Genomic DNA, 20,920 nt, shown 5'->3' with positions numbered 1-20,920 from the left:
GCCGTAGCGGGGCATCTTCGAGACGGCTGTGGCAAACGGCGAGGCTGGGCAGCAGGGCGGCAAGCCGGGGCAGGGGCGTGCCGGTGAACTGGGCCGTCCATCTACTCAACACCCGCACCCGGCCTGGGGCTGACACCTCCGACCAGGTCAAAACCCGCGCTCTGTGCCGCTGCCCTCCCCCGCACCGGACAGCGATCACTTCGCACACCGGGAGGGTGTCGCACGCGAGGTGTGGCTGCCCAGCCATGAGGCGGCGCTGCTTCAGGCAGCCTGCGACCGGCAGGGCGTCACCCTGTTCTCCGGGCTGCTGACCGGATTCCTCGTCCTGCTGTGCGGCTACGGCGACCAGCGCGACCTGGTCGTCGCCACGCCCACCGCCGGACGCCGCGAGGCCGGGTCCCATCGGCTCATCGGCTGTTTCGTGAATACCGTGCTGCTCCGCCTCGACCTACGCGACAACCCCAGCCTGGCCCAGCTGACCCTGCGCTGTCAGGACACCGTGCGCGAGGCCCTGGGCCGGGAACGGGTAGCGCTCACGGACGTGGTGAGCAGGCTGCCGCGCACCACCACGAACGCGATGGGAAGGCCGGCTAACGTCATGTTGGTGCAGAACAACGCGCCTTTCGACCCGAGTGAGTTCGCCGGGCTGCGGGCTGAACGCCACCGGATGCCGCCCTCGGCCGTACAACGCGACTGGACGGTGAACGTCGCACAGACAGACAGCGGGCTGCAGGGCGAGTTCGAGCATGCGGCCCACTTCAGCGACCGGGACATCGCAGTCGCCCAGCAGCGGCTCACGACCGCCTGGCGTCTCGTCGCCACGGCCCTCGACACTCCCTTCGAGGAGGCGGTCCGCGAGACAGCCGAGCACTATTGAGCCCTATGCTCGGCACGTGCACGAAACCGAGACGGCAGCCCAGGAACCGACGCGGCAGCTCACCCGGGAGCTGAAGGTGGTCTTCGGGGAGCGGGCGACCGACTCGGTGTGTGTGCCACTGCTGCACAATCCGGTGAACGCCGTCACCAGCGGCGTCTGGCGGGTGCGCGCCGGCGCTCGGTCGGCCGTGGTGAAGGTGGTCTCCGGCGCCGGCCATGCTGAGGGGTCGTGGTCCGCCTCCGACGATACGCGGCACTGGAACTACTGGCGCCGCGAGGCCTTCCTCTACGAGGAAGGCCTCCAGCGGGTGTGGGAGCGGCACGGGATCACCGGACCCCGGCTGCTAGCCGCACTGGAGAGAGCGGACGGCGACATCGCCTTGTGGCTACAAGACGTACCGGGCGAGCCGGCGACCGCATGGCCTGTGCAGCGCCACGGAGCGCATGCCGAACGGCTCGGCGCGGCGCACGGCGCTCAGCTCTCCTCGGGCCCCCTCGACCGCCCCTGGCTCAGCCGGGGGTTCCTGCGCGGTTATCTGGCCTCGAAGTCGCTCGGCTGGGAACTCCTCGACGACGACGAGGCGTGGCGGCAGCCCGCGGTACGGGACCACTTCCCCGCCGGGCTGCGATCCAAGATGGTCCGGCTGCACCACGACCGCGCATGGTTTCTCGACGTGATGGAGTCTTTGCCCCGCGTTTTCAGCCACCTGGACATGTGGCCTGCCAATGTGCTGGCCCGCGGCAATGACAGCGTGGTGCTCGACTGGGCGTTCGCCGGGGACGGCACACTGGGCGAGGACATCGGCAACTACATCCCCGACACGGTATTCGACCACTTCATGCCCGCAGCCCGGCTGCCCGAGCTGGCGGCCACGGTCTACAGCGCCTACCTTCGCGGGCTGCGCGGAGCGGGCTGGCGGGGCGATGAGCGCCTCGTCCGGCTCGCTGTGTGCGCCTCGGCGGTCAAGTACGACTGGCTCACCGCCCAGATGCTGCTGCGCGCCAGCGACGCCCGCCACCTCGCTTACGGGCGCCGGGAAACTGTCTCACTGCAACACCGCTACCGCGAACGGGGAACGGCCCTGGCATTCCTGGCCGACTGGGCGGACGAGGCGAGGACCCTGGCCCCACTGCTCGGCTTCCCCGCCCCGCCCAGCGGCTCCAACACTTCGGGCTAGTGCCGCATCAAGCACCGTTCACCCTCTTGACTACCTCGCATAGGCGTTCGTCGGCGGCGTGCTTGTTCCGCCAGATGATGTAGCGGCGCATCATGCTGCCCGCCGCATCCTCGGTCCGGTGGTCGGCGGTGCTTCGGAACCCCCGCGGTCACGTAATTCCCCATGGGGACGACGGGTGGCGGAGGTCATGGTCCTGGCCGTCGACAAGGCGGACGCTTCCTCGATCAGTGGTTCGAGGTCGAGGGAAGCGCACGATGGCAAGGAGAACGTTCAACGTGGTCGATGTGACCGAGATCTACGTCCACTGGTATGCGGGCCGCTCCAAGAGCGAGCTGGCCGCGTCGCTGGGACTGGACCGCAAGACGATCAGGAAGTACCTGGCCCCGGCGGAGGCCGCCGGGATGACCCCGGGCGGCCCGGCGATGACCGAACAGGACTGGGCCGGGCTGATCAAGGGCTGGTTCCCCGAGCTCGCTGACAAGCGGGATCGCCGCCCGCTTCCCGCTGGCCGAGGCCGCCGCGGCCATGGAACTGGCCGAGTCCTCCGGCCGCACCGCCGTCGGCAAGATCATCCTCACGCCCTGACCCGGTCCCCCGTGACCTGTCCCCGTCCCCCGTCCCCGGGAATCACTCAACGCGGCAGTCGCCAGGTGTGGACGTGTTCCCAGGTCAGGGTCTGCCACCAGCGGCCGGTCCAGTCGTCGCTGCGCGTGCGGTAGAGGGTGACCCGGTCACCGGGGAAGGTGTCCGGGAACGCCACGGGAAGCTCCCTGACATACTCCCCCACCTCTTCGGACAGGTCGGGTCGTATGTACATGTCGTGGGAGACCAGCGACAGGTGCGCCCGGTAGGTGTCCCGGTCGAAATCGTGCACGGCGTGGTTCGGCGCCGGACTCTGCAGGGGTGCGACGGCCTTGTCGACGCGGGCGGCGAGGTCCACGAAGTCGGGGTTGGGGGTGACGCCGTCGGCCAGGTGCTGGACGTCGTAGACCAGTCCCACTCCTTGGCGGCGGACGCCGGCGTTGTGGACGGTGAAGGCGCGGACGTCGGCCAGGCACCGGGTCACCGCGGTGACGATCTCCTCGGCGGGAGCCGTGATGTGCCGGCTGCCGACCAGCGTCGCGTGGGGCGGGAACGCGCCCGCCGAGATGAAGCCGTACTGCGCCCTGACCTGTGTGGTCACGGCCGTGACGGCGGCGCAGGTCGCGGGGTCGGGACGAAGGTAGACGCCGTAGCGGTACGGGTCTCCGTGAGCCCGCGCGAAGCGTGCCGTGGATTCGGCCGGGCTGGAGGTGGGGGTCACGTTCGCGGTCACTGGCCTGCCTGCTTCCGGTAGTCCTGGATCTTGGTGGTCGCTGCCTTCTCCGCCGCCTTCAGGGCGCTGTCGAGAGAGGTCTTGCCGCTGAACGCCCGCTGCATCTCGGGGACGACCTCGGCGCGTACGCCCGACATCGCGCCGGTGAGGCAGCCGGAGGTGGCCGTCGTGGCCGGGGTGTCGGCGAACTGCTTGCCGAGCACGGCGTAGGGCTCGTTCTTCGCGAGGAATTGCTTCCAGGCGGGCGAGTCGTCGACGCCGGTGTTGATCGGGGCGTAGCCGGATGCCTCGGCGAATCGTTCCTGGGCGTCGGCGGACGCCAGGTAGCTGATCAGCTTCCAGCTCGCCACCTGCTCGGCCTTGCCGTGTCCGGCCCGGTCCACCCACATCGCCGCGCCGCCGATCGCCGCGCCCGCGGTGGCCTTGGGGCCGGACAGCGGGTAGGTCAGCGCGGTGTAGCCGGTCATGCCCGCTTCCTTGAGGCCGCCGATGGCACCGCTGGAGTTGAACATCATGGCCGTCTTGCCGGCGACGAACGCCGAGAGGGCCGCGTTGCCGTCGACGCCGGTGTCGAGTCCGATGCCGTCCGTGTAGAGCTTGGCCATGGTGGCGATCGCGGCGCGCTGCGGGCCGCCGGTCAGATTCAGGGCCGTGGCGCCGTCGCCCTTGCGGCCGTTGTCCGGCGTGCAGTACGAAGCCCCGGCGGCTGCAGTGAGCTGCTCCCACCACCAGCCGTCCATGGGCATGTCGATGCCCTTGACGCCGGAGACCTCGGCGTGGATCTTGCGGGCGGCGGCCGCTACGCCGTCGAGGGTGCCGAGGGTCGAGCGGTCCACGCCGGCCCGGTCCAGCAGCTTGTCGTTCACGTACAGCAGGGGCATGGACGTGTTGAGCGGTACGGCGAGGAGCGTGCCGTCGGCCGTGTAGTAGTTGCGCGCCGCCGGGCGCAGCTGGTCGAGGTCGAGGTCCTTCGGGTTGGCTGCGGCCATCGCCTGGGCGGAGACGGTCTGCCCGGCGTCGCGGAGAAAGCCGGTGGTGATGTCGTTGGAGACCATCACGCTCGGCGTACCGCCATCGCGGATCGCGGAGGTGTACTTGGCGATGGCGTCGGCATAGCTGCCCTGGAACGACGCCTTGACCAGGATCTTCCCGGTGTTGGCCTTGTTGAAGGCGTCGATCTCCTTCTGGAGCGCCTCACCCGCGGGTCCGCCGACACCGTGCCACAGGGTCACGGCGACCGCCCCCTTCGCGGCCGCCAGTGCCGAGGGTCCCGGTGCGGTTCCGCCGGCCTTCTCGCCGGAACCGGTTCCGGATCCTCCGCAGGCGGTGAGGGTGAGCGCGCAGGCGGTCAGCAGAGAGGCTGAGGCTGTCGCGAGGCGCAGCCCTTTGGATCGTGAAGACATGACAGTTCGTTGTCCTTTCAAGGTGAGTGACCGGCCGCGGCGGAACCCGCGTCCGGCCAGGAAGCGGAGCGTCTACGTGGTGACCCGCGCCGCCAGGCCCCGGACCAGGTAGCGCTGCCCGAACAGGACGAGCAGCAGGGTCGGCAGCAGGACGAGCAGGGTTCCGGCGTAGATCACCGCCGGAGAAGTGGCCTGGTCGACGACGAGTTGGGCGAGGCCGACCTGGATGGTCCGCCGCTGGGGCGAGTCGGTGATCAGCAGCGGCCAGAAGTAGCCGTTCCACGCCGACAGGGCGCACCACATCGCCGCCGTCACCAACTGCGGCCGTGCCATGGGCAGTACGACGTGCAGCAGGGCGCGCAGCTCACCGCAGCCGTCCAGCCGGGCCGCCTCCCAGGTCTCCCGGGGCAGCGCGAGGAACGCCTGGCGGAGCAGGAACACGGCGTAGCCCGCGGCCAGGTACGGGAGGACGATCCCGAGCAGCGTGTCGCGCAGCCCGAGCGCGGTGGCGGTCTCGAAGTTGGGGATGACGAGGCTCTCCCCGGGGAAGGCCAGGGTGGCGAGGACCAGGGCGAAGGCGATGCCCCGGCCGCGCCAGCGGGGGAAGACGAGCGCGTACGCGGCCAGTGCGGCGGTGGCCAGTTGGGCACTCGCCTGGAGTGCGGTGACGGTGACGCTGACCAGGTACTGCTGGGCCAGCGGGGCGGAGTCCAGCGCCGCGCGCACGTTGTCCAGGGTCAGCCGGCCGGGGCTCGGGACGAGGCGGCCCGCGGCGACGTCGCCCGCCGGCAGGAGCGCGGTGACGACGGTGACGTAGACGGGGAAGGTGACGAGCACGACCACGATGCCGAGCCACAACCAGCGCAGTACGGAAGCGACTTGAGGGCGTTTCGGGCCTGTCCGGCGCGTCGCCGCCGTACGGTCCGTCCGGCTTCGCGGACTCCTCCGGCTCTTCACGCCCACCTCCGCAGCACCCGGAACTGGATCGCGGTGATCGCCAGGACCAGGACCAGGAGGACCACGGCCAGGGTCGAGGCCGAGCCGATCTGGGGCAGGGCCTCGCCGAACGCGCGCTGGTACAGCTCGTAGACCAGCGTGGACGTGGCGCCGGCGGGGCCGCCCCGGGTGAGCACCTGTACCTGGGTGAACACTTGCAGGCCGCTGACGGTCTGCGTGACCAGCAGGAACACCAGGCTGGGCCGGAGCATGGGGATGATCACCGACCAGGCGAGCCGCAGCCCCGAGGCGCCGTCGAGCGCGGCGGCTTCGATGACCTCCTGGTCGAGCTGGGTCAGCGCGGCCAGCAGCACGAGGAAGGCGAAGCCGAACTCGTACCAGGCGGTGGCGATCGAGATGCTGAGGACGGCCCACGTGGGCGACTGCAGCCATTGCGGCCCGTCGACCCCGATGTCGGCCAGGATCTGGTTCAGCGTGCCGACCGCCGGCGCGAACAGGCCCGCGAACACGGCCGCCGATGCCGCCGCCGAGAAGGCGAACGGCAACGACAGCAGCACCGACACCACGGCACGGGGCTTGCGTGCGGCCTGGCGCAGCGGGAGCGCCGCTGCGAGCGCACCGCCCACGGAGAGCAGGACGCTGAGCCCGGCGATCATCCCGGTGGCGAGCAGCGCCCTCCGCAGGTCCGGGTCGGCGACCACGTCGGCGTAGTGCGCGAGGCCGACGAACCGGGTGGGGTCACCGAGCAGGTCGGTGTCGTACAGGCTCAGGACGATGCCTCTGAGCACCGGCCAGTATGCGAAGACGAGCAGCAGTCCGACGCACGGCAGGACCATCAGCGGACCGGTCAGGGCGGCGCGGCCCCGGCCGGGCGCTCCGGCCGGTCCTCGCGGTCTGCCCCTCCGGCGACGGAGTGGAACGTTCCCAATCATGAGTGGAACGTTCCCACTTCGGGTGCGGCCTCCAAAGGGCCCGACGGGTGAACAATGCGTAAAAGGAACGTCAGCCCTCTCCGCGGTCCCCCAGGACTCAGCTGTGGGTCGGCGGAGGCGCTGTCGTCCGGCCGGTCACCAGCGTGCCGGGCAACGCCCGGTGGTGGTCGGGCAGTTGCTCTCCGTCGAGCAGTTGCACCACGGCGTCGACAGCCCCGCCGCCGATCAGATCGATCGGCTGACGCCAGTGCGTCAGCCCGATCAGGGACGTGGTCAGGTCCCCGATGCCGTCGTACCCGGTGACGGACAGCCTCTCGGGCACGGCCACGCCCCGGAGCCGGAGCTGTTCCAGCAGGGCGATCGCGTGCCGGTCGCTGGGCGCCATGACCGCGGTGATCCCGGGATGCCGCAGCACCTCGGTCACCCACGCGCCGGCTGTCTCCCGGCGCGGTCCCGGGATCTCCAGCACCCGCACCGCGCGCTCCCGCAGACGGCGGACCATGGCCTCCGTCCGGGGTCCCAGCGTCACGGAACTGCTCGTCGGCACGGTGACCACCGCGACCTCGCGGTGTCCCAGTTCCACGAGGTGGTCCGCCAGCGCGGCACCGCCCTCGTCCTCGTCGCAGTAGACGCTCGTGATGCTGTGATGGGTCTCGGGACGGCCGGCCACCACGGTCGGCAACCGCGCGGCGAACGGCAGGATCCGCTCGCTCGGCAGCAGCCCGCTGCACACGATCAGCGCCTCGACCCGCAGCATCGCGAGCGTCTCCAGGGCCCGGTACTCGTCGCTCACCTCGAACCGGCCGGACCCGGTCGCGGTGACCACCCGGTAGCCGTGGAACGCGGCGCGCTCCTGCATCGCGGTGAGGAGGTGCCCGTAGAAGGGGGTCGCGGCGTCCCGGACGAACGCCCCGAGGGTGTACGTGCGGTGGGCCACCATGGCCCGGGCGGAGGCGTTGACGACGTAGCCCAGTTCCTGCGCGGCCTTGAGGACGCGCTGCCGGGTCTCCTCCCCCACGCTGCCGCGTCCCGAGACGACCCGGGACACCACCGACTTGGACACCCCGGCCCGCCCGGCCACGTCGATGATCGTCGGGTTGCGCGGCCGGTCAGTCATCGAGCACGCCCTCGCGGATGAGCGCGGCCGTCGCTGCCTCGCGTCCGGTCCACACATGTGCGCGCCAGCCGTACGCACGCGCCGCCTCGACGTTCTCCGGCCGGTCGTCGAAGAACACCACCTGCTCCGGTGAGCGGCCCAGCCGTTCACCTGCGGCCCGGTAGACGCGCGGGTCGGGCTTCATCAGGCCGAGGTCGGAGGAGAAGACCAGGGTCTCGAAGCGATCGCTCCACGACGCCCGGCGCACCGCCCGCGCGAGCGAGGCCGACGCGTTCGAGAGAACCCCCAACGGCGTTCCCCGTTCGGTGAGTTGGTCGAGCAGGGAGACGGCGTCGGACTCGGGCGTCGCCCAGGAGTCGGCGTCGATCCGGTCAAGGCGCTCGACCCGTGCCGTGTCGAGCGGGAGGCCCAGCGTCTCGGCGATCCGGTCCCAGTACGCGTGCGGGGAGGCCCCCAGGTCGTAGTCGTCCCGGTGCGCCCAGTACGGGTCGGCCAGTTCGGATTCGGATACGCCGAGAGCCTCGGCGAGGGCGGCCACCGCGCGGCCCGATGGCGCCAGTACACCACCGAGGTCCCAGACGACGGCGGTCGGCGATATTTCTTGGGAACGTTCCACACCAGGAATGATAGCCACCTCCCCGCCATCGCCGCGGGCCTGACGGCGATCTCCTTCCGGCCTGAGTCACACACCGGCTCCGACCCGGCCGCAGGGCGGGGCGGGGCGAGCGGTCTGGGCGGTCGCCGGTGGCCCGGTCCGCGCGGCGAGCGCCTCTTCGTCGTCCGGTACGAGGCGTCCTACGCCGTGGCCAGTGCCTCCGTCGGCATCAGCCGGGCCGCCCGGATCGACGGGCAGAAGCCGCTCGCCACGGCGAGCGGCGGCACCACGGGAGGCCAGTCCTGCCACAGGGCGTAGCCGAACGTCGCGAGTGCTCCGATCACCGTCCCTGCCAGACCCGCCGAGCGCGGACAGGGCGACGGACTCGGTGAGGAACTGGCCGCGGATCTGTCGGCGGCTGGCGCCCAGGGCACGTCGTAGGCCGATCTCCCGGCGGCGTTCGAGGACCGAGACCACCATGGTGTTGGCGACGCCGATCCCTCCGACCAGCAGGGCGACCCCCGCCAGTCCCAGGAAGAGCGCCGAGAACGTGGTCTGCGTGGCGCGCTTGGCGGCCAGCGCGTCGGACGGCCGGCTAACTTCCACCAGTCCCGGGATCTGCGGGTAGAGGGTGGCGGGCAGGACGTCGCGTACGTCCTCGATGGCGTCCTCGCGGGCCTTGAGGTAGATCACGGTGGGGTGGCCGTCGAACTTCAGCCGGCTGCGGGCCGCCTGCCAGCCGACCAGGACCGAGCGGTCGATGTCGGGAGAGAGCGGGGTCTGCGCGAGGATGCCGATGACGGTGAACCAGCGTCTGCCCACGTAGATCTGCGGTGCGGGACCGTCCGGCGCGAGGCGCGCGAAGCCCAGCCGCGTCGCGGCCACCGAACCGAGGACGGCGGTCGGGAAGTTCTGCGTGGCGGGGCCGAGGTAACGGCCGGTCCGTACGCGGCCGTTGATCGCCGTCAGCAGGTCGGACCTGGCCGCGAGGACCGTCAGGCCCGAATAGTCGCCGGCGTCGACCCGGTCCGAACGGTGCACGGTGGCATGAGTGTTGGCGACCTCGCTCGCCACCGTGACCGGGCCGATCCGAGCGGCCAGGGCCGCGGAGTCCTCGGGGAGCAGCACGGGTGGTTTCTGGTTCGGGGCCGGGTTGGCCCGAAGCATGTTGGTGCCGAGGGCGGACAGTTGCCGCATGAGCGCCTGCTGGCTCGACGCGGGGATGCCCATGACCATGATCAGGGTGGCGATGCCGACCGAGATGCCGAGTGCGGAGAGCGCCGCACGCGCCTTGCGGGTCCGGACGCCGAGCAGACCGAGGCTCAGCAGGTCCAGCGGCGCGAGCCGCACCGGGCGCACTGGTCGCACCGGTCCTGGGCGGTCCGTGGGGTGCTGGGGAGCGTTCATGCCGTCGCCCTCTCGCCATGGGTGCGGGCATCGCCACCGGTGAAGGTGTCGGAGAGCATCCGGCCGTCGCGCATCTCCACCTGCCGGGGCAGCCGGGCGGCGATGTCCCGGTCGTGGGTGATGACCGCGATGGTCGTGCCCTCGTGGTTCAGTTCGGCGAGCAGGTCCAGGACGGCGGTGCCGTTGGCTGTGTCCAGTGCGCCGGTGGGCTCGTCGGCGAGCACCAGGGCGGGGCCGTGCACCAGGGCTCGGGCGATGGCGACGCGCTGGCGCTCTCCGCCGGAGAGCTGGTGCGGCAGATGGTGGGTGCGGTGCGCGAGGCCCACGCGGGCCAGCGCGTCCACCGCCATGGGGTGACGACTGCGGCGCGGTGTGCCGGCGTAGAGCAGGCCGGTGGCCACGTTCTCCCACGCGGTGAGGCCGTCGGTGAGGTGGAACTGCTGGAACACGAAGCCCAGTTGGCGGCCTCGCAGGGTGGACAGCATGCGGTCGGACAGGAGGGTGACGTCCTGGCCGCCGATCTCCACGGTGCCGCTGGTCGGCCGGTCGAGGGTGCCCATGATGTGGAGCAGGGTGGACTTGCCGGAGCCCGAGGGGCCGACGATGCCGAGCAGTTCGCCCGCCGCGATGGCCAGGGACACGTCGTCCAGCGCCCGGACCCCGCCCAGGTACTCCATGCTCGCGCCCCGAACGGCGAGTACCGGAGTGCTGGTCACGCGGTGGTCACCACCTTGATGCCCGGGCGGAGGCCGGTGCCGCTGATCTCGACCATGCCGCGGGCGAACAGCCCGGTCCGTACGGCGATCAGCCGGCCGCCCGGGAGCTGTACGGCGTATCCGCCGCCGCTCAGCGCCAGCAGCGCGCCCACCGGTACGGCGAGAACGCCCTTGTGGACGTGTGCGGGGAATTCCACCTGGACGGGAGCGGAGTCCAGTCGGCGCACCGCTGCGGGTGCCGATAATTCATCCGCGCAGATCAGCAGCCTGGGTGCGGCCTGTACAGGTGCGTGGCGGAGGCAGAGACTGAACGCGTTCAATTTCGTCATCCGGCGAACGCTCAAGTTGGCAGCTCGCAGGCTTCCTACCTGCGCGGATGGGTTATCGGCACCCGCAGTGCTGAGCGTGCCTCTGGAACGCCCGCTGCACGAGCGGACCGTCGCGGTGGCATGCGCGGAGGGCGGGCGGTGAACCGGCCCCTGCTCAGGCCCGGCACCGTCGTGCACTACGGCGGCCGGGAGTGGACCGTCGCGGGCATCGAGGGATCCTCGGCGTCCGGTGCGCGGATCTGGCTCTCCGGGACGGAGAAGAAGGACGGGCAGGACACACTGGCGGTGTTCGGGCTCGCGGAGCTGCTCGGCGATGCGTCGTTCGAGCCGGTAGGGGGTCCGCCGCGTCTGCGGGTACCGCAGATGGGTCTGCTGTCCACGGTGTCCGAGGACGAGCAGTGGCGTGCGTTCGAACTGGAGCGGCACGTCCGCGAGGTGGAGACGGGGCGTCCCACCCCGGACGGCACAGCATCGGTGAGACCTGAGTACGACCCCGCGTCCACCACCCTGGCCCAGCGTGAGCAGGCGAAGGCAGACGAACTGGCCGCGCAGGGCTGGGCGGACGTGAGCCGAGCGACGGTGCGCAGGTGGCGTGCGCGCTACCACGCGGACGGCGTGTGGGGGCTGGTCAAGAAGCGTCGCAGCTCGGCGCGGCTGATCCGCGCCGATCTCCGGGTGGTCGAGGCGCTGCGCACCCTGCTGCCTGGCGAGGCTTCCCGTTCCCGGTCTCGAGGGTGGAAGAAGCGGATGCGCGGGGAGGTGCAGTGGTGGCTGGACGACCACCACGGCAAGCCCGGCCGGCGGACGGTCGAGGTACCGCCGCAGTCCACGTTCAACAGGCTCCTCGACACGGTGGAGGCATCCCTCGGGTTGCAGGGGACGGTGGCGCAGCGGCGTTCCCGCGCCGCCCGTCCGACCCCGCCGTTCACACCGACGCTGGCGCTGCGTCCGGGGGAGATCGTGATGCTGGACAGTTCGCCGCTGGACGTACTGGTGGTCCTGGACGACGGGGTGGTGGGGCGGTTGGAGCTGACCATCGCCGTGGATGTGGCCATGCGCGGTCTGTGGGGGGTGCTGCGGCCGGTGGGGAGCAAGCTGACGGACGTGGCGGTGCTGCTGGCGCAGATGATGACGCCGATGGTGATGCGGCCCGGCTGGTCCGCGGCGCTGTCGATGGCCTCTTCGGTCGTGCCGCACGAGCGGCTGACCGGCATCGACGAGCGGCTGAAGGATGCGGCGGCCCGTCCGGTGATCGTGCCAGAGACGGTCGTGGTCGACCAGGGCAAGGTGTTCGTCTCTGCTGCCACCCGGGCCGCGTGCGAGAGCCTGGGGATCTCGCTGCAGCCGGTGCCTCCGGCCAACGGACCGGCCAAGGGCCATGTGGAGAGGCCGTTCGGTTCGATCAATTCGCTGTTCTGCCAGTGGCTGCCCGGCTACACCGGTTCGAACGTGAGTGAGCGCGGCTCCAAGGTCGAGCAGGAGCCGCTGTGGACCGTAGCTGAACTCCAGGCATTGTGGGAGGAGTTCCTCGTGTACTGGCACCACCGCCCGCACGCGGGGCTGCGGCATCCGCTGATGCCGAAGAAGGCTCTCACCCCGAACCAGATGTGGGCGGCGCTGCTGCCCGTCGCCGGGTACGTGCCGGTGCCTTTGTCGGCGGACGACTTCGTGGAGCTACTGCCGGTGCGCTGGCAGCCGATCACCGATGCCGGCATCCGGTTCGACTACCGAACCTACGACGGCAGTTGTCTCAACGGACACCGCGGGCAGGACTCCGGGGTACGGGGGCAAAAGGGCCTGTGGGAGGTGCACTACAACCCCTACGACCCAGTCCGGATCTGGGTCCGGCTGCCGGAGGGTTTCCGTGAGGTGGCGTGGATCCACACCACCTCGGTGGCCCTTCCATTCACGCACCACGTCTGGGAACACATCTGCAAGGTGGTCGAGCGCACCGCCTCGCGTGAGGAACACGAGGCCGAACTGGCCCTGGCCCTGGACGCCTTCCTCAGGCGGGCCGCGGGCAAAGAGAAGCTGTCCACCGTGGAGCGGCGGGTGATGGCGAAGTCCCACGCCTCGGAGGCGGTGCCGGTGCCTGCGGGCGAGATCAACGTGCTGGACGTGCTCGCCCCGTCGTTCGGGCTGCCCGGTGTGTACGCGGCGCCGGATCCCGACGACGAGACCCTGCCGGATGAGGACGACGACGAGGGCATCGCCGGTGACGGGCCGGAGGCCGGCCATGTCTCGGGAGGGTCTCTCATCCTCAGCGACCAGGACCTTGAGGAGGACCAGTGGCTGCCGTAACTGCTGCCGTGGGCGGCGACTTCTCCGACGGCGATGTCACTCCCGGCGCGGTCACGGACTGCGTCCGGTGGCAGGAGTACGTCTGCCGTCTGCGTGTGACCGCCCCTCCGGTGGACGACCCGTCCTGGGACCGTACGAGGCTGCTGGACTACCACTCGGAGTTCGTCACCCTCAAGACGCCTTCCATGGAGCGGGCGAAGGCGGAGCTGAGGGTGACTCTGCTGGTGAACAACCGGCAGTCGAGCACGGCCCGGCGCGGACTGATCGTGTCCGGGCCGCCGGGGGCGGGAAAGTCGACCACGCTCATGGAACTCGGTCGGTCCTTCGAACTGAGCGAACGGCGCCGCCGGCCGGGCCTGGAGGGCTCCATGCCCGTGCTGTTCGCTTCCGTCCCGCCCACCTACACGCCCAGGAACCTGGCCAAGGTCCTCGCCCGGTTCGCCGGCATTCCCGTCCATGACCGGATGACCGAACACACCATCACCAACGCCGTGTGCCACGTCCTGTACGAGCGGGGCACCCGGCTGGTGTTCATCGACGACGTGCACCTGCTCAACACCCGTACCCGGCCCGGCGCCGACACCTCCGACCAGGTCAAGACCCTGATGGAACGCGTACCCGCGACGTTCGTGCTGGCCGGCGTCAACGTGGAGGACTCACCGCTGCTGACCGGGCCCCGCGGCGCCCAACTCGCCGCCCGCTGCAAACTCCTGCGCACTCCCCCACTGCTCAACGGCACCCCGGAACAGAAGAAGACGTGGCGCACGCTCCTGGGCGACATGGAGGGGGCACTGCGGCTGGCCCGCCACCGGCCCGGAACGCTGGTACGCCACGCCGCCTACATCCATCTCCGCACAGGCGGCGTGATGGCCAGTCTCTCCCTCCTCGTCAGGGAGGCCGCGATCCGCTCCATCCTGGACGGAAGCCTCGCGATCACGAAGAAACAGCTGTCGCAGGTGCTCCTCGACGTCCAGGCCACGAACGCAGCGCGCGCCACCCTGCGGCAACGCCCTGGCAGCTGACCGGCGCGGCGGAAGGCCCCACCCCGGCCTCCCGCCGCAGGCCCGCCCTGTAATCCCCCCTTCCCCTCTCCGACGGGGCGCTGAGCCACGGCCGCGCCCCTATCTCGCCCTGCCCTCAACACCCCCACGCGCAAAGGACGATGCCGTGCAAGCCTCCGCCTCCCCGCTTGTTCGTATCCCGCCCGTAGCAGGGGAGCTGACGGGTTCCTGGTTCCGGAGGATGGCCGCCCCTTACGGCCTGCCCGCGCAGGACTTGCTGCGGGGCATCCTGAGCGGCGCGCACCGGGTACAGGTGACAGGCACCCCGGGCAGCGGACTGGAACTGTTCCTCAACCCACCCGCACGAACGGCCCTGGCCCACTCCACCGGTCTTCCCCTGACCCAGCTCACCCGCCTGCTGCCCGCTCTAGCCGCCCCGCACAGGCGGCTCACGGACGATGAGAACCCTCGGGCGGCCTGGTACATGCCGGACGAGGCATGGGTGGGAACCTGTCCTGCGTGTACTGGGCGGGCCTGGCGGCCCGGACAGCCGGTCCTGGTGTACCCGGGAACGGCCGGACACATCTGCCGACGTCACCAGCGCTGGATCCTCGCACATCCCAGGAGGCCGGCGAGCATTCCGCTGGAGACTCTGCCCGAGGTCCTCACCGCTCACCGACACCACTGTGCTCTCGCACGAGCCCGTCCGGACGCGGCGGACGTGGTGGCCCTCGCCGCGGCAGTGGTGTGGTCGTGGCAGGCACAGGGGTGGAGATCCGAGACGGTCTGGCAAGACCGTGTACACCGGCTGGCCGCGGCCACGGGATCCATGCCGGCGGCCGTGGTGCCGCACGCGCTGGTGTCCTACCCCGAGACGATCGCCGTGGCCCGGCTGCTCGGCGCTCCGCACTGGCAGCAGCGGCTGCGCGAGACCGCCGCAGCCCAAGGGGCAGGCGCCGCAACGGAACTGCTGCTCGGGGAAATCAGCCGCCGGGTCGGCAGGCCGTGGCTCGCGGACTGGCTGATCGCCTACACCCGCACCAGGCCCAGGACAGCCAAACAAACCGATCCTCTCGATCGGTGGCTGCGCCGGGTCACCGCTGCGGACGGCACCGAAAGCAACAGCTTGTGGACGGTGCACCGGACGGCCGTACGGCCCACCGAGTACAGCGACCGCGTCGGCTTCCTCACCGACCGCCGTCCCCGCAGCCTCTGCGAAGAGGCCGGTGCAACCTTCCTCACCGGTGGCTGGGAACCGGTGCCCTTGCCGCGGCCCGAGCTGGCGCCCTGCCCGTGACATCTCCCCCAGCGAGGCAGTGTCGCCCCGTCGGCCTGCTCGGTGACTCGTCCGTTGTCTCTACCAGCGATCTCAAGGAGCTGTGCCTCATGTGGCTTTCACTCCAGGCAGCACACCAAAGGCTTGCCGACCTCACCCACCACACGACAGTCCCCGCATATCTGGATCATGTGAACCGCTACACGTTCGCCGCTGCCAGCCACGTGCTCATCGGTGATATGGCCGTGCCCGGCTACAAGCACCGGCAGCAATGGCGCTTCCTCGACCGGGACATCCAGAAATCCGGCAAGCGGCTCGCCGGACTCGAGATCGACCCCGGCGACCTGGTCGACGCCGGTCTGAAGGAAAGCGAGCCACACACCTGGCGCTCTCGCGTCTGGCAGTGGATCTTTCAGGCGACCGATGAGTCCGAGCTTCCTCAGAGGCAGGGCCCCGGTGTCCTATCCAAGAATTTCACCGGGCAGCAGCTGCCCGAAGCTTTCACTCGGCGGACCATCGCGAGCACCCGGCCGCTGCCGCTGATGGTCTGGTCGGGGAATGAGTGGCTGCTTCCTCGCGCCTATGCTGCTCTGCTGGACCGAGCCGAGGAGGTCGAAGCCAGCCTCGCAGCGCAGGACGACGTGTGCAGCGGCTGCGGAACGCCGGCCGGCAGCAAGCAGTGGCGTTCCTCCAGCGCCTCAGGATTCGTCGTCCTGTGCCCGTCATGTGCTGCCCAGGCCTCCAGGCCCTACACCGGCCATCTGCGGGGCCGCCAGTACACGAAGGGGTTCGCCAAACGCTCTCCCGCCGACGTCTTCCTGTGCCGGATGTGTCCTGAGCCTCGGCGGGCCCTGTACTGGGACCATTGCCATTCCCACAATCTGTTCCGCGGGCCGTTGTGCGTGAAGTGCAACAACTCCGAGGGCGCTCCTGGGTTCATCAACCGTCCCGGAGCGGTCGAGCACCTTCTGCAGTGCACGGACTGCCGCGCTCAGCGGACCCTCCCCCTTCAGCACCACGCCGACATTGTCCGCTGCCTTGCCGTATTCGAACCACACGCGGCATGCACGCACGAGCTGTCCTGGAGATGGTTCTACGCCGAGGACGACGGATCGGTCATGGCCCGGTTCCAGTGTTACCAGCACCAGCCGGAGCTTGCATGGTCCGTCACCGTCCCATCGGACGAAGTGAAGCTTCTCGTACGCCGGTTCATCGACGAAGCCATCGCCTCCGGGCCGTAGCGGGATGCCGACACATGTCGTCCTCGGCCGCCACCGGAGACGTCTGGAAGTGGCGCACGTCCAGCAACAGCGGCTAGCTCGGCCGCGCCGGCCAGGTCGCGCAGGACGTGGGCCAGGCACAACTGGTGGTCCAGGTCGCCCAGTTGGGTGCTGTCGTAGGTGTGGTAGCGGTCGTGGACGGTGACCGCGCCGGGTTCGAGGTCGGCGAGCACGGTCTGCCGGAACGTCTTCATGGACCGGTCGCCGAGCAGGAAGTGGGTGTAGAGGCCGGTGCAGGCGACGTGCAGGTAGCCCTTGGCCTCCTTCTTCCCCTCGGCGGGGGTGGCCGGTCCCACCTTGAGCGGGGTCTCGTCCGCGCAGACGGCGAACGCGAGGGTGATCAGCGTGCGGATCGCGAAGTCGCAGGTGTGAAGCGCCCGCGCGGCGCGCCGCAGCAGGGAGTGGACGAACCCCGCGGACGGCTCGGCACCGGTCAGCGAGGTGAGGATCTCCGCCACGCGGTGCACCGGCACGAAGTGGACAACCAGCAGGTAGACCGCGTAGGCGCGCAGGTTCGGCCCGTACTCAATGCGGCCGCCGCCCGCACCATCGGGCCGGGCGGCGGTGTGCACCTTCCCGCAGGAGCAGGCCACCGCGTGCTGGTCGTACTGGACCACGCTCACGCTGACCAGCGGGATCTCGTGCTGCTGGTAGCGGTCGACCACCCCCAGGTCGACCGCCTCCGCCAGGTCCTGCCCGCAGCCGCACGCCCCCTCGGGGTAGCGGTCGCGGCGATCGTCGAGCTCGTCCTCCTCGCGCCAGCGCAGTGCAGTCCCCGGTGCGCCCTTCTGCTTGCCCTTCGCCCGCCCCGACGGCTTCGCGCGGCGCTCCTTGCGCGGCGGGGTCCGGCCCGGGCCGTCGACATCCAGGCCATGCGCGAGGACATCAGCCTGCCCGGTGAGAAGGTGGCCAAGTACGAGCTGCACGTGCGGCGCTCCGCCGCCGTGGACAAGAGCGCCTGGGCCTGGCAGCCGGCGAGCCGCACGACCGGCATGGCCGACGTCCGCGCCTTCCCCTGCGACGACGTCCGGGGGGACATCGACTTCATGCTCGGCCGGCTGAGCGAGGCGGGCATCCCCCGGGTCGTCGTGGTCGACCTGTCGCCCCCTCAGATACCGGTCAGTGTGGTGCGAGTGATCGCACCACGGCTCGAGTCCTGGGCGACCGACTACTGCCGGATCGGGACCCGCGCCGCGCACGCGTGGCGGACTGCCGTCCAGGAACTGCTCGCGACCGTGCCGGACGCGGCGCCCGGCACCGCCTCGACCACGACCTCTTCCGTCTGACACCTGGGAGCGCCCCCGCATGGACCCGGTGGTCTTCCTCGGACCGAGCCTCGACCGCGCCACGGCGGTCCGGACACTCGACGCCGAATACCTGCCGCCCGTCGCCCGCGGCGACATCGACGCCCTGCTCGCCCGTCCGCAGCCGCCCTGCCTCATCGGCATCGTGGACGGCCGCTTCCTCGGCAGCCTGGCCGTCTCCCCCAAGGAGGTCCTGCGCGCAGTGGACGCGGGCATCGCCGTCTACGGCTCCTCCAGCATGGGTGCGCTCCGCGCCGCCGAATGCGGCCCGTTCGGGGTGACCGGCATCGGCCGGATCCATGACGCCTACGCATGCGGAGCCGTCGACGCCGACGACGAGGTGGCCCTCGTCTACGACCCCGACACCCTGCACGCCACCTCCGAACCACTGATCAACCTCCGGTCCCCGCAGATCAACCCTCCTGCACCGATCTCCCCACCATCACCACTGCCAGTGGCACAACACAGCCCGTTCATCACGATGCTGAGTGGCTATCTACAGCGGGAGCCGTCACCGGAGCCTCACGGCCCTCCACCGGCACGATGGTGCGTACGCGATGGGCGCACGTTCTTGCTCCCCCCGCCCCGGCGGCCCCGCGGCCGACGACGACGTCACCTCCGGACGCGGATCCCGCCTCGACCGCCCCGTTGGAGACCGCCTTCTCCTTCGAAGCCGTGCTGGACGAGGTGACCTTCATCGCCGGCCCCGTCGTCGTCACGGCACTGGCCACGCACGTGAGCCCGCGGGCGGGCCTGCTGTGCTGTCTGCTGCTGACCGTCGGGGGCTCGACCTCGCTGGCCCTGCAGCGTGCCACCGAGCCACCGCCCCGGCAGGGCCGCTCCCACCGGGGTACCGCCCTCACCGTCCGTGGCATGCCCGCGATCATCGCGGTGGCCTTCTGCGGCGGCCTCGTCGTCGGCGTGCTCGACCTCGCCGTGGTAGCCCGCGCCGAAAGCCTCGGATCCCGTGCGCTGTCCGGACCGCTGCTCGCCGTACTCGCCCTCGGCAGCATGGCCGGCGGGCTCTGGTACGGCAGCCGTACCTGGCGGGCGGCGCCGCACGTGCTGTGGATCCGCTGTCTGGGCGTCCAGGTTCTCGGCCTCCTCCCCCTCGCCCTGTCCGCCGGTGTGCCCACACTGACCGCCGCGATGTTCGTCGCCGGCCTGACGGTCACTCCGATCGGCACCTCGGGACTGGTATTGCTGGAACGGCTCCTGCCGCCGCGTCTGCTCACCGAAGGCATGGGCGCGGAGACCGCCGCCATGGCACTGGGCGCGGCGGGCGGTGGCTGGCTCTCCGGAGTGACGGTGTCGGCCTTGGGCCCGGCCCGCGCCCTGGCCCTGCCCCCCGCGGCGGCCGCCCTCGCGCTCCTGGTCGCCGCCTGCTGCCTGCGGTCGACTGCCGTGTCCGCCGAGGACAGGGCGGAGAGCCCGGCGCCCAGCTGCCCCGAACCCGGTGCGGGACAACGGGTATGAGGACACGCCCCCCGCCGACCGGGTCGCCCTGCGCCTCCCTCACCCCCCACCAGCTTTGTGAAAGGGAACCTCCGTGTCCCGATTGCTCATTGCGAACGACTTCACCGAAGAGCTCGAGGAATCCGGCGAACCGCGGCTGGCCACCGCCCGCTGGCACGCCAAACGCGCGCTGTTCTTCGCGCGGGACCACGACGTCCTCATCCTGCCCGAGGCTCCGGACGACTCCTTCGTCCACTACGTCACGGCCCTCACCGGCACCGACCGCTCCACCCTCGCCGTCATCACACCGCCCGGCGCCGCCCTGACCCCGGCGACGCTCACCGATCCGGCCTTCCGCGATCGGGTACGCGCGGCGCTGACGGGCCGCACGGTCGACGCGGTGATCCCGCTGCACCCCGACGCGGCCGCGGTGGACCTGGCCCGCGGCCTCGGTCTGTTGGAGGCGGTGGCCGGGCACGGGTTCATCGCCCAGGGCGGAGGGTCGCTGGCCAACAGCAAGGCCGTCTTCCGTGCTCTCGCGGCCGGTACCGGCACCCCCGTCCCCGACGGCACGGTGTGCGCCGCCGTGGAGAGCGCGACGGGAGACGTGCACGCCCTGCTGGAGGGAGGGCACCCCGTCATCGTCAAGCACGAGTACCGCCAAGCCACCAAGGGCAACGAGATCCTCAGCCCGTACGGCGGCATCGCCCCCCGTGGAGCGCCGCGGCTGACCGTCCTTGACGACCGGCCCGCCGTGGCCGCGTACCTGCGAGACCACTGGGGCCGCATGACCAGCGACGGGCGTCACCGGCTCGTCGTGGAGCGCTACTTCCCCGACTCGGCGACGGTCTTCGCCGAGTTCACGCTCACGGACGAGGGGATCGCCGCGGCCGGGCAGGGGGAGCTGCTGTACGAGCCGGGGCCCAGCGCCCAGATCATGCCGGTGCAGACCGTTCCCCCGGAGCTGACCGCCGAACTCCTCTCAGGGGGCCGCGAACTGTGCAGGGCGCTGCACGCCATGGGCTACCGGGGGACGGTCAGCACCGATGCCATCGTCACGGCGGACGGCCGGCTGTTCTTCACCGAGTTCAACGGCCGTACCACCGGTTCCACCCATGTCTACGCGGAGATCGGCGGCAGGATCGTCGGCCCCGGCCACTACCCGCTCCACCGCGTGCTGCTGGAGCACGTCGCCTGGCCGGTCCCCTCGTTCGACCGGGCCGTCGCCGCGCTCACCGAGGCCGGCCTCGCCTACCGCCCCGGAACCCGCACCGGGGTGGTCATCAACACCGCGTTCGACACCGCCTACCGGGACGTCTGCTTCTGTGTCGTCGCGGAGGACCTCGCCGGGGCCAGGAAACAACGGGAGCAGGTACTGAGCCTCTTCGCGTGAGCCGTCATCGGGTCCGGGGTGGTGCCGGTCCGCTGCGGCTCACAGCGGCAACAGGCAGGTCCCATCCTCCCGCACGGCGCGGGCC

The 20,920-nt window shown here is 70.8% G+C and carries 18 protein-coding genes and 3 pseudogenes; 10 read left to right on the top strand and 11 right to left on the bottom strand.

Annotated elements, in window-relative coordinates:
• Positions 1-163: 163 nt before the first annotated feature.
• Entirely contained in the window at positions 164-877 is a 714-nt protein-coding gene (locus AB0N07_RS38405; protein ID WP_365843379.1) for a condensation domain-containing protein, read from the top strand.
• A gap of 16 nt (positions 878-893) precedes the next feature.
• Positions 894-2,054: an aminoglycoside phosphotransferase gene (locus AB0N07_RS38400; RefSeq protein ID WP_365843377.1), complete on the top strand. Its 1,161-nt coding sequence runs from the start codon at positions 894-896 to the stop codon at positions 2,052-2,054.
• A gap of 7 nt (positions 2,055-2,061) precedes the next feature.
• Here the strand turns inward: AB0N07_RS38400 and AB0N07_RS38395 are convergent.
• The 10 genes and pseudogenes from AB0N07_RS38395 to AB0N07_RS38350 all read right to left on the bottom strand — a co-directional run.
• Positions 2,062-2,154, bottom strand: a pseudogene (locus AB0N07_RS38395) (transposase); the annotation flags it as partial.
• A 531-nt stretch (positions 2,155-2,685) separates the two neighbouring features.
• Positions 2,686-3,369: a 2'-5' RNA ligase family protein gene (locus AB0N07_RS38390; RefSeq protein WP_365843375.1), complete on the bottom strand. Its 684-nt coding sequence runs from the start codon at positions 3,367-3,369 to the stop codon at positions 2,686-2,688.
• Positions 3,366-4,772 (bottom strand): extracellular solute-binding protein, encoded by a 1,407-nt coding sequence (locus tag AB0N07_RS38385; protein ID WP_365843373.1) that lies wholly within the window; start codon positions 4,770-4,772, stop codon positions 3,366-3,368. The genes AB0N07_RS38390 and AB0N07_RS38385 overlap by 4 nt, the downstream gene beginning before the upstream one ends.
• A 72-nt stretch (positions 4,773-4,844) precedes the next feature.
• A complete protein-coding gene (locus tag AB0N07_RS38380) occupies positions 4,845-5,630 on the bottom strand; it encodes a carbohydrate ABC transporter permease (protein ID WP_365843371.1) in 786 nt (261 codons plus the stop codon).
• Positions 5,631-5,725: 95 nt separating this feature from the next.
• Complete coding sequence (locus AB0N07_RS38375) at positions 5,726-6,565, bottom strand: sugar ABC transporter permease (protein WP_365843369.1); 840 nt, start codon at positions 6,563-6,565, stop codon at positions 5,726-5,728.
• 193 nt (positions 6,566-6,758) lie between these two features.
• Positions 6,759-7,778, bottom strand: coding sequence for a LacI family DNA-binding transcriptional regulator (locus tag AB0N07_RS38370; protein ID WP_365843367.1), 1,020 nt, complete (start codon positions 7,776-7,778; stop codon positions 6,759-6,761).
• Complete coding sequence (locus AB0N07_RS38365; RefSeq protein WP_365843365.1) at positions 7,771-8,394, bottom strand: HAD family phosphatase; 624 nt, start codon at positions 8,392-8,394, stop codon at positions 7,771-7,773. Before AB0N07_RS38365 ends, AB0N07_RS38370 begins: the two co-directional genes overlap by 8 nt.
• A 179-nt stretch (positions 8,395-8,573) precedes the next feature.
• Positions 8,574-9,780: pseudogene (locus tag AB0N07_RS38360) on the bottom strand (ABC transporter permease).
• On the bottom strand, positions 9,777-10,457 hold the full coding sequence (locus tag AB0N07_RS38355) for an ABC transporter ATP-binding protein (RefSeq protein WP_365843381.1): 681 nt from the start codon (positions 10,455-10,457) through the stop codon (positions 9,777-9,779). Before AB0N07_RS38355 ends, AB0N07_RS38360 begins: the two are co-directional and overlap by 4 nt.
• Before the next feature lie 35 nt (positions 10,458-10,492).
• Positions 10,493-10,726 (bottom strand): annotated as a pseudogene (locus AB0N07_RS38350) (hypothetical protein); the annotation flags it as partial.
• Positions 10,727-10,963: 237 nt separating this feature from the next.
• Between AB0N07_RS38350 and AB0N07_RS38345 the strand changes: the two are divergent.
• From AB0N07_RS38345 to AB0N07_RS38330, 4 genes are all read left to right on the top strand, one after another.
• Positions 10,964-13,126 (top strand): transposase, encoded by a 2,163-nt coding sequence (locus tag AB0N07_RS38345; RefSeq protein ID WP_365843363.1) that lies wholly within the window; start codon positions 10,964-10,966, stop codon positions 13,124-13,126.
• The gene (locus tag AB0N07_RS38340) at positions 13,114-14,148 is read left to right on the top strand and encodes an AAA family ATPase (RefSeq protein ID WP_365843361.1); all 1,035 of its coding nucleotides are present in this window, start codon (positions 13,114-13,116) and stop codon (positions 14,146-14,148) included. The genes AB0N07_RS38345 and AB0N07_RS38340 overlap by 13 nt, the downstream gene beginning before the upstream one ends.
• A gap of 145 nt (positions 14,149-14,293) precedes the next feature.
• The gene (locus AB0N07_RS38335; RefSeq protein ID WP_365843359.1) at positions 14,294-15,424 is read left to right on the top strand and encodes a TniQ family protein; all 1,131 of its coding nucleotides are present in this window, start codon (positions 14,294-14,296) and stop codon (positions 15,422-15,424) included.
• An 89-nt stretch (positions 15,425-15,513) separates the two neighbouring features.
• The gene (locus tag AB0N07_RS38330) at positions 15,514-16,644 is read left to right on the top strand and encodes an endonuclease domain-containing protein (RefSeq protein ID WP_365843357.1); all 1,131 of its coding nucleotides are present in this window, start codon (positions 15,514-15,516) and stop codon (positions 16,642-16,644) included.
• Here AB0N07_RS38330 and AB0N07_RS38325 read toward each other — a convergent pair.
• Complete coding sequence (locus AB0N07_RS38325; protein WP_365843355.1) at positions 16,539-17,609, bottom strand: transposase; 1,071 nt, start codon at positions 17,607-17,609, stop codon at positions 16,539-16,541. The genes AB0N07_RS38330 and AB0N07_RS38325 overlap by 106 nt on opposite strands.
• Here AB0N07_RS38325 and AB0N07_RS38320 point away from each other — a divergent pair.
• The 4 genes from AB0N07_RS38320 (at position 17,556) to AB0N07_RS38305 (ending at position 20,835) form a co-directional block, all read left to right on the top strand.
• Positions 17,556-17,969: a YcaO-like family protein gene (locus AB0N07_RS38320; protein WP_365843353.1), complete on the top strand. Its 414-nt coding sequence runs from the start codon at positions 17,556-17,558 to the stop codon at positions 17,967-17,969. The genes AB0N07_RS38325 and AB0N07_RS38320 overlap by 54 nt on opposite strands.
• Positions 17,970-17,988: 19 nt before the next feature.
• Complete coding sequence (locus tag AB0N07_RS38315; protein WP_365843351.1) at positions 17,989-18,678, top strand: TfuA-like protein; 690 nt, start codon at positions 17,989-17,991, stop codon at positions 18,676-18,678.
• The gene (locus AB0N07_RS38310; RefSeq protein WP_365843349.1) at positions 18,636-19,463 is read left to right on the top strand and encodes a hypothetical protein; all 828 of its coding nucleotides are present in this window, start codon (positions 18,636-18,638) and stop codon (positions 19,461-19,463) included. The genes AB0N07_RS38315 and AB0N07_RS38310 overlap by 43 nt, the downstream gene beginning before the upstream one ends.
• 73 nt (positions 19,464-19,536) lie before the next feature.
• On the top strand, positions 19,537-20,835 hold the full coding sequence (locus tag AB0N07_RS38305) for a peptide ligase PGM1-related protein (protein ID WP_365843347.1): 1,299 nt from the start codon (positions 19,537-19,539) through the stop codon (positions 20,833-20,835).
• Positions 20,836-20,920: the final 85 nt, after the last annotated feature.

Source organism: Streptomyces sp. NPDC051172, assembly GCF_040682555.1.
Taxonomy (GTDB): Bacteria; Actinomycetota; Actinomycetes; order Streptomycetales; family Streptomycetaceae; genus Streptomyces.
This window is presented reverse-complemented; position numbering and strand designations above follow the sequence as displayed.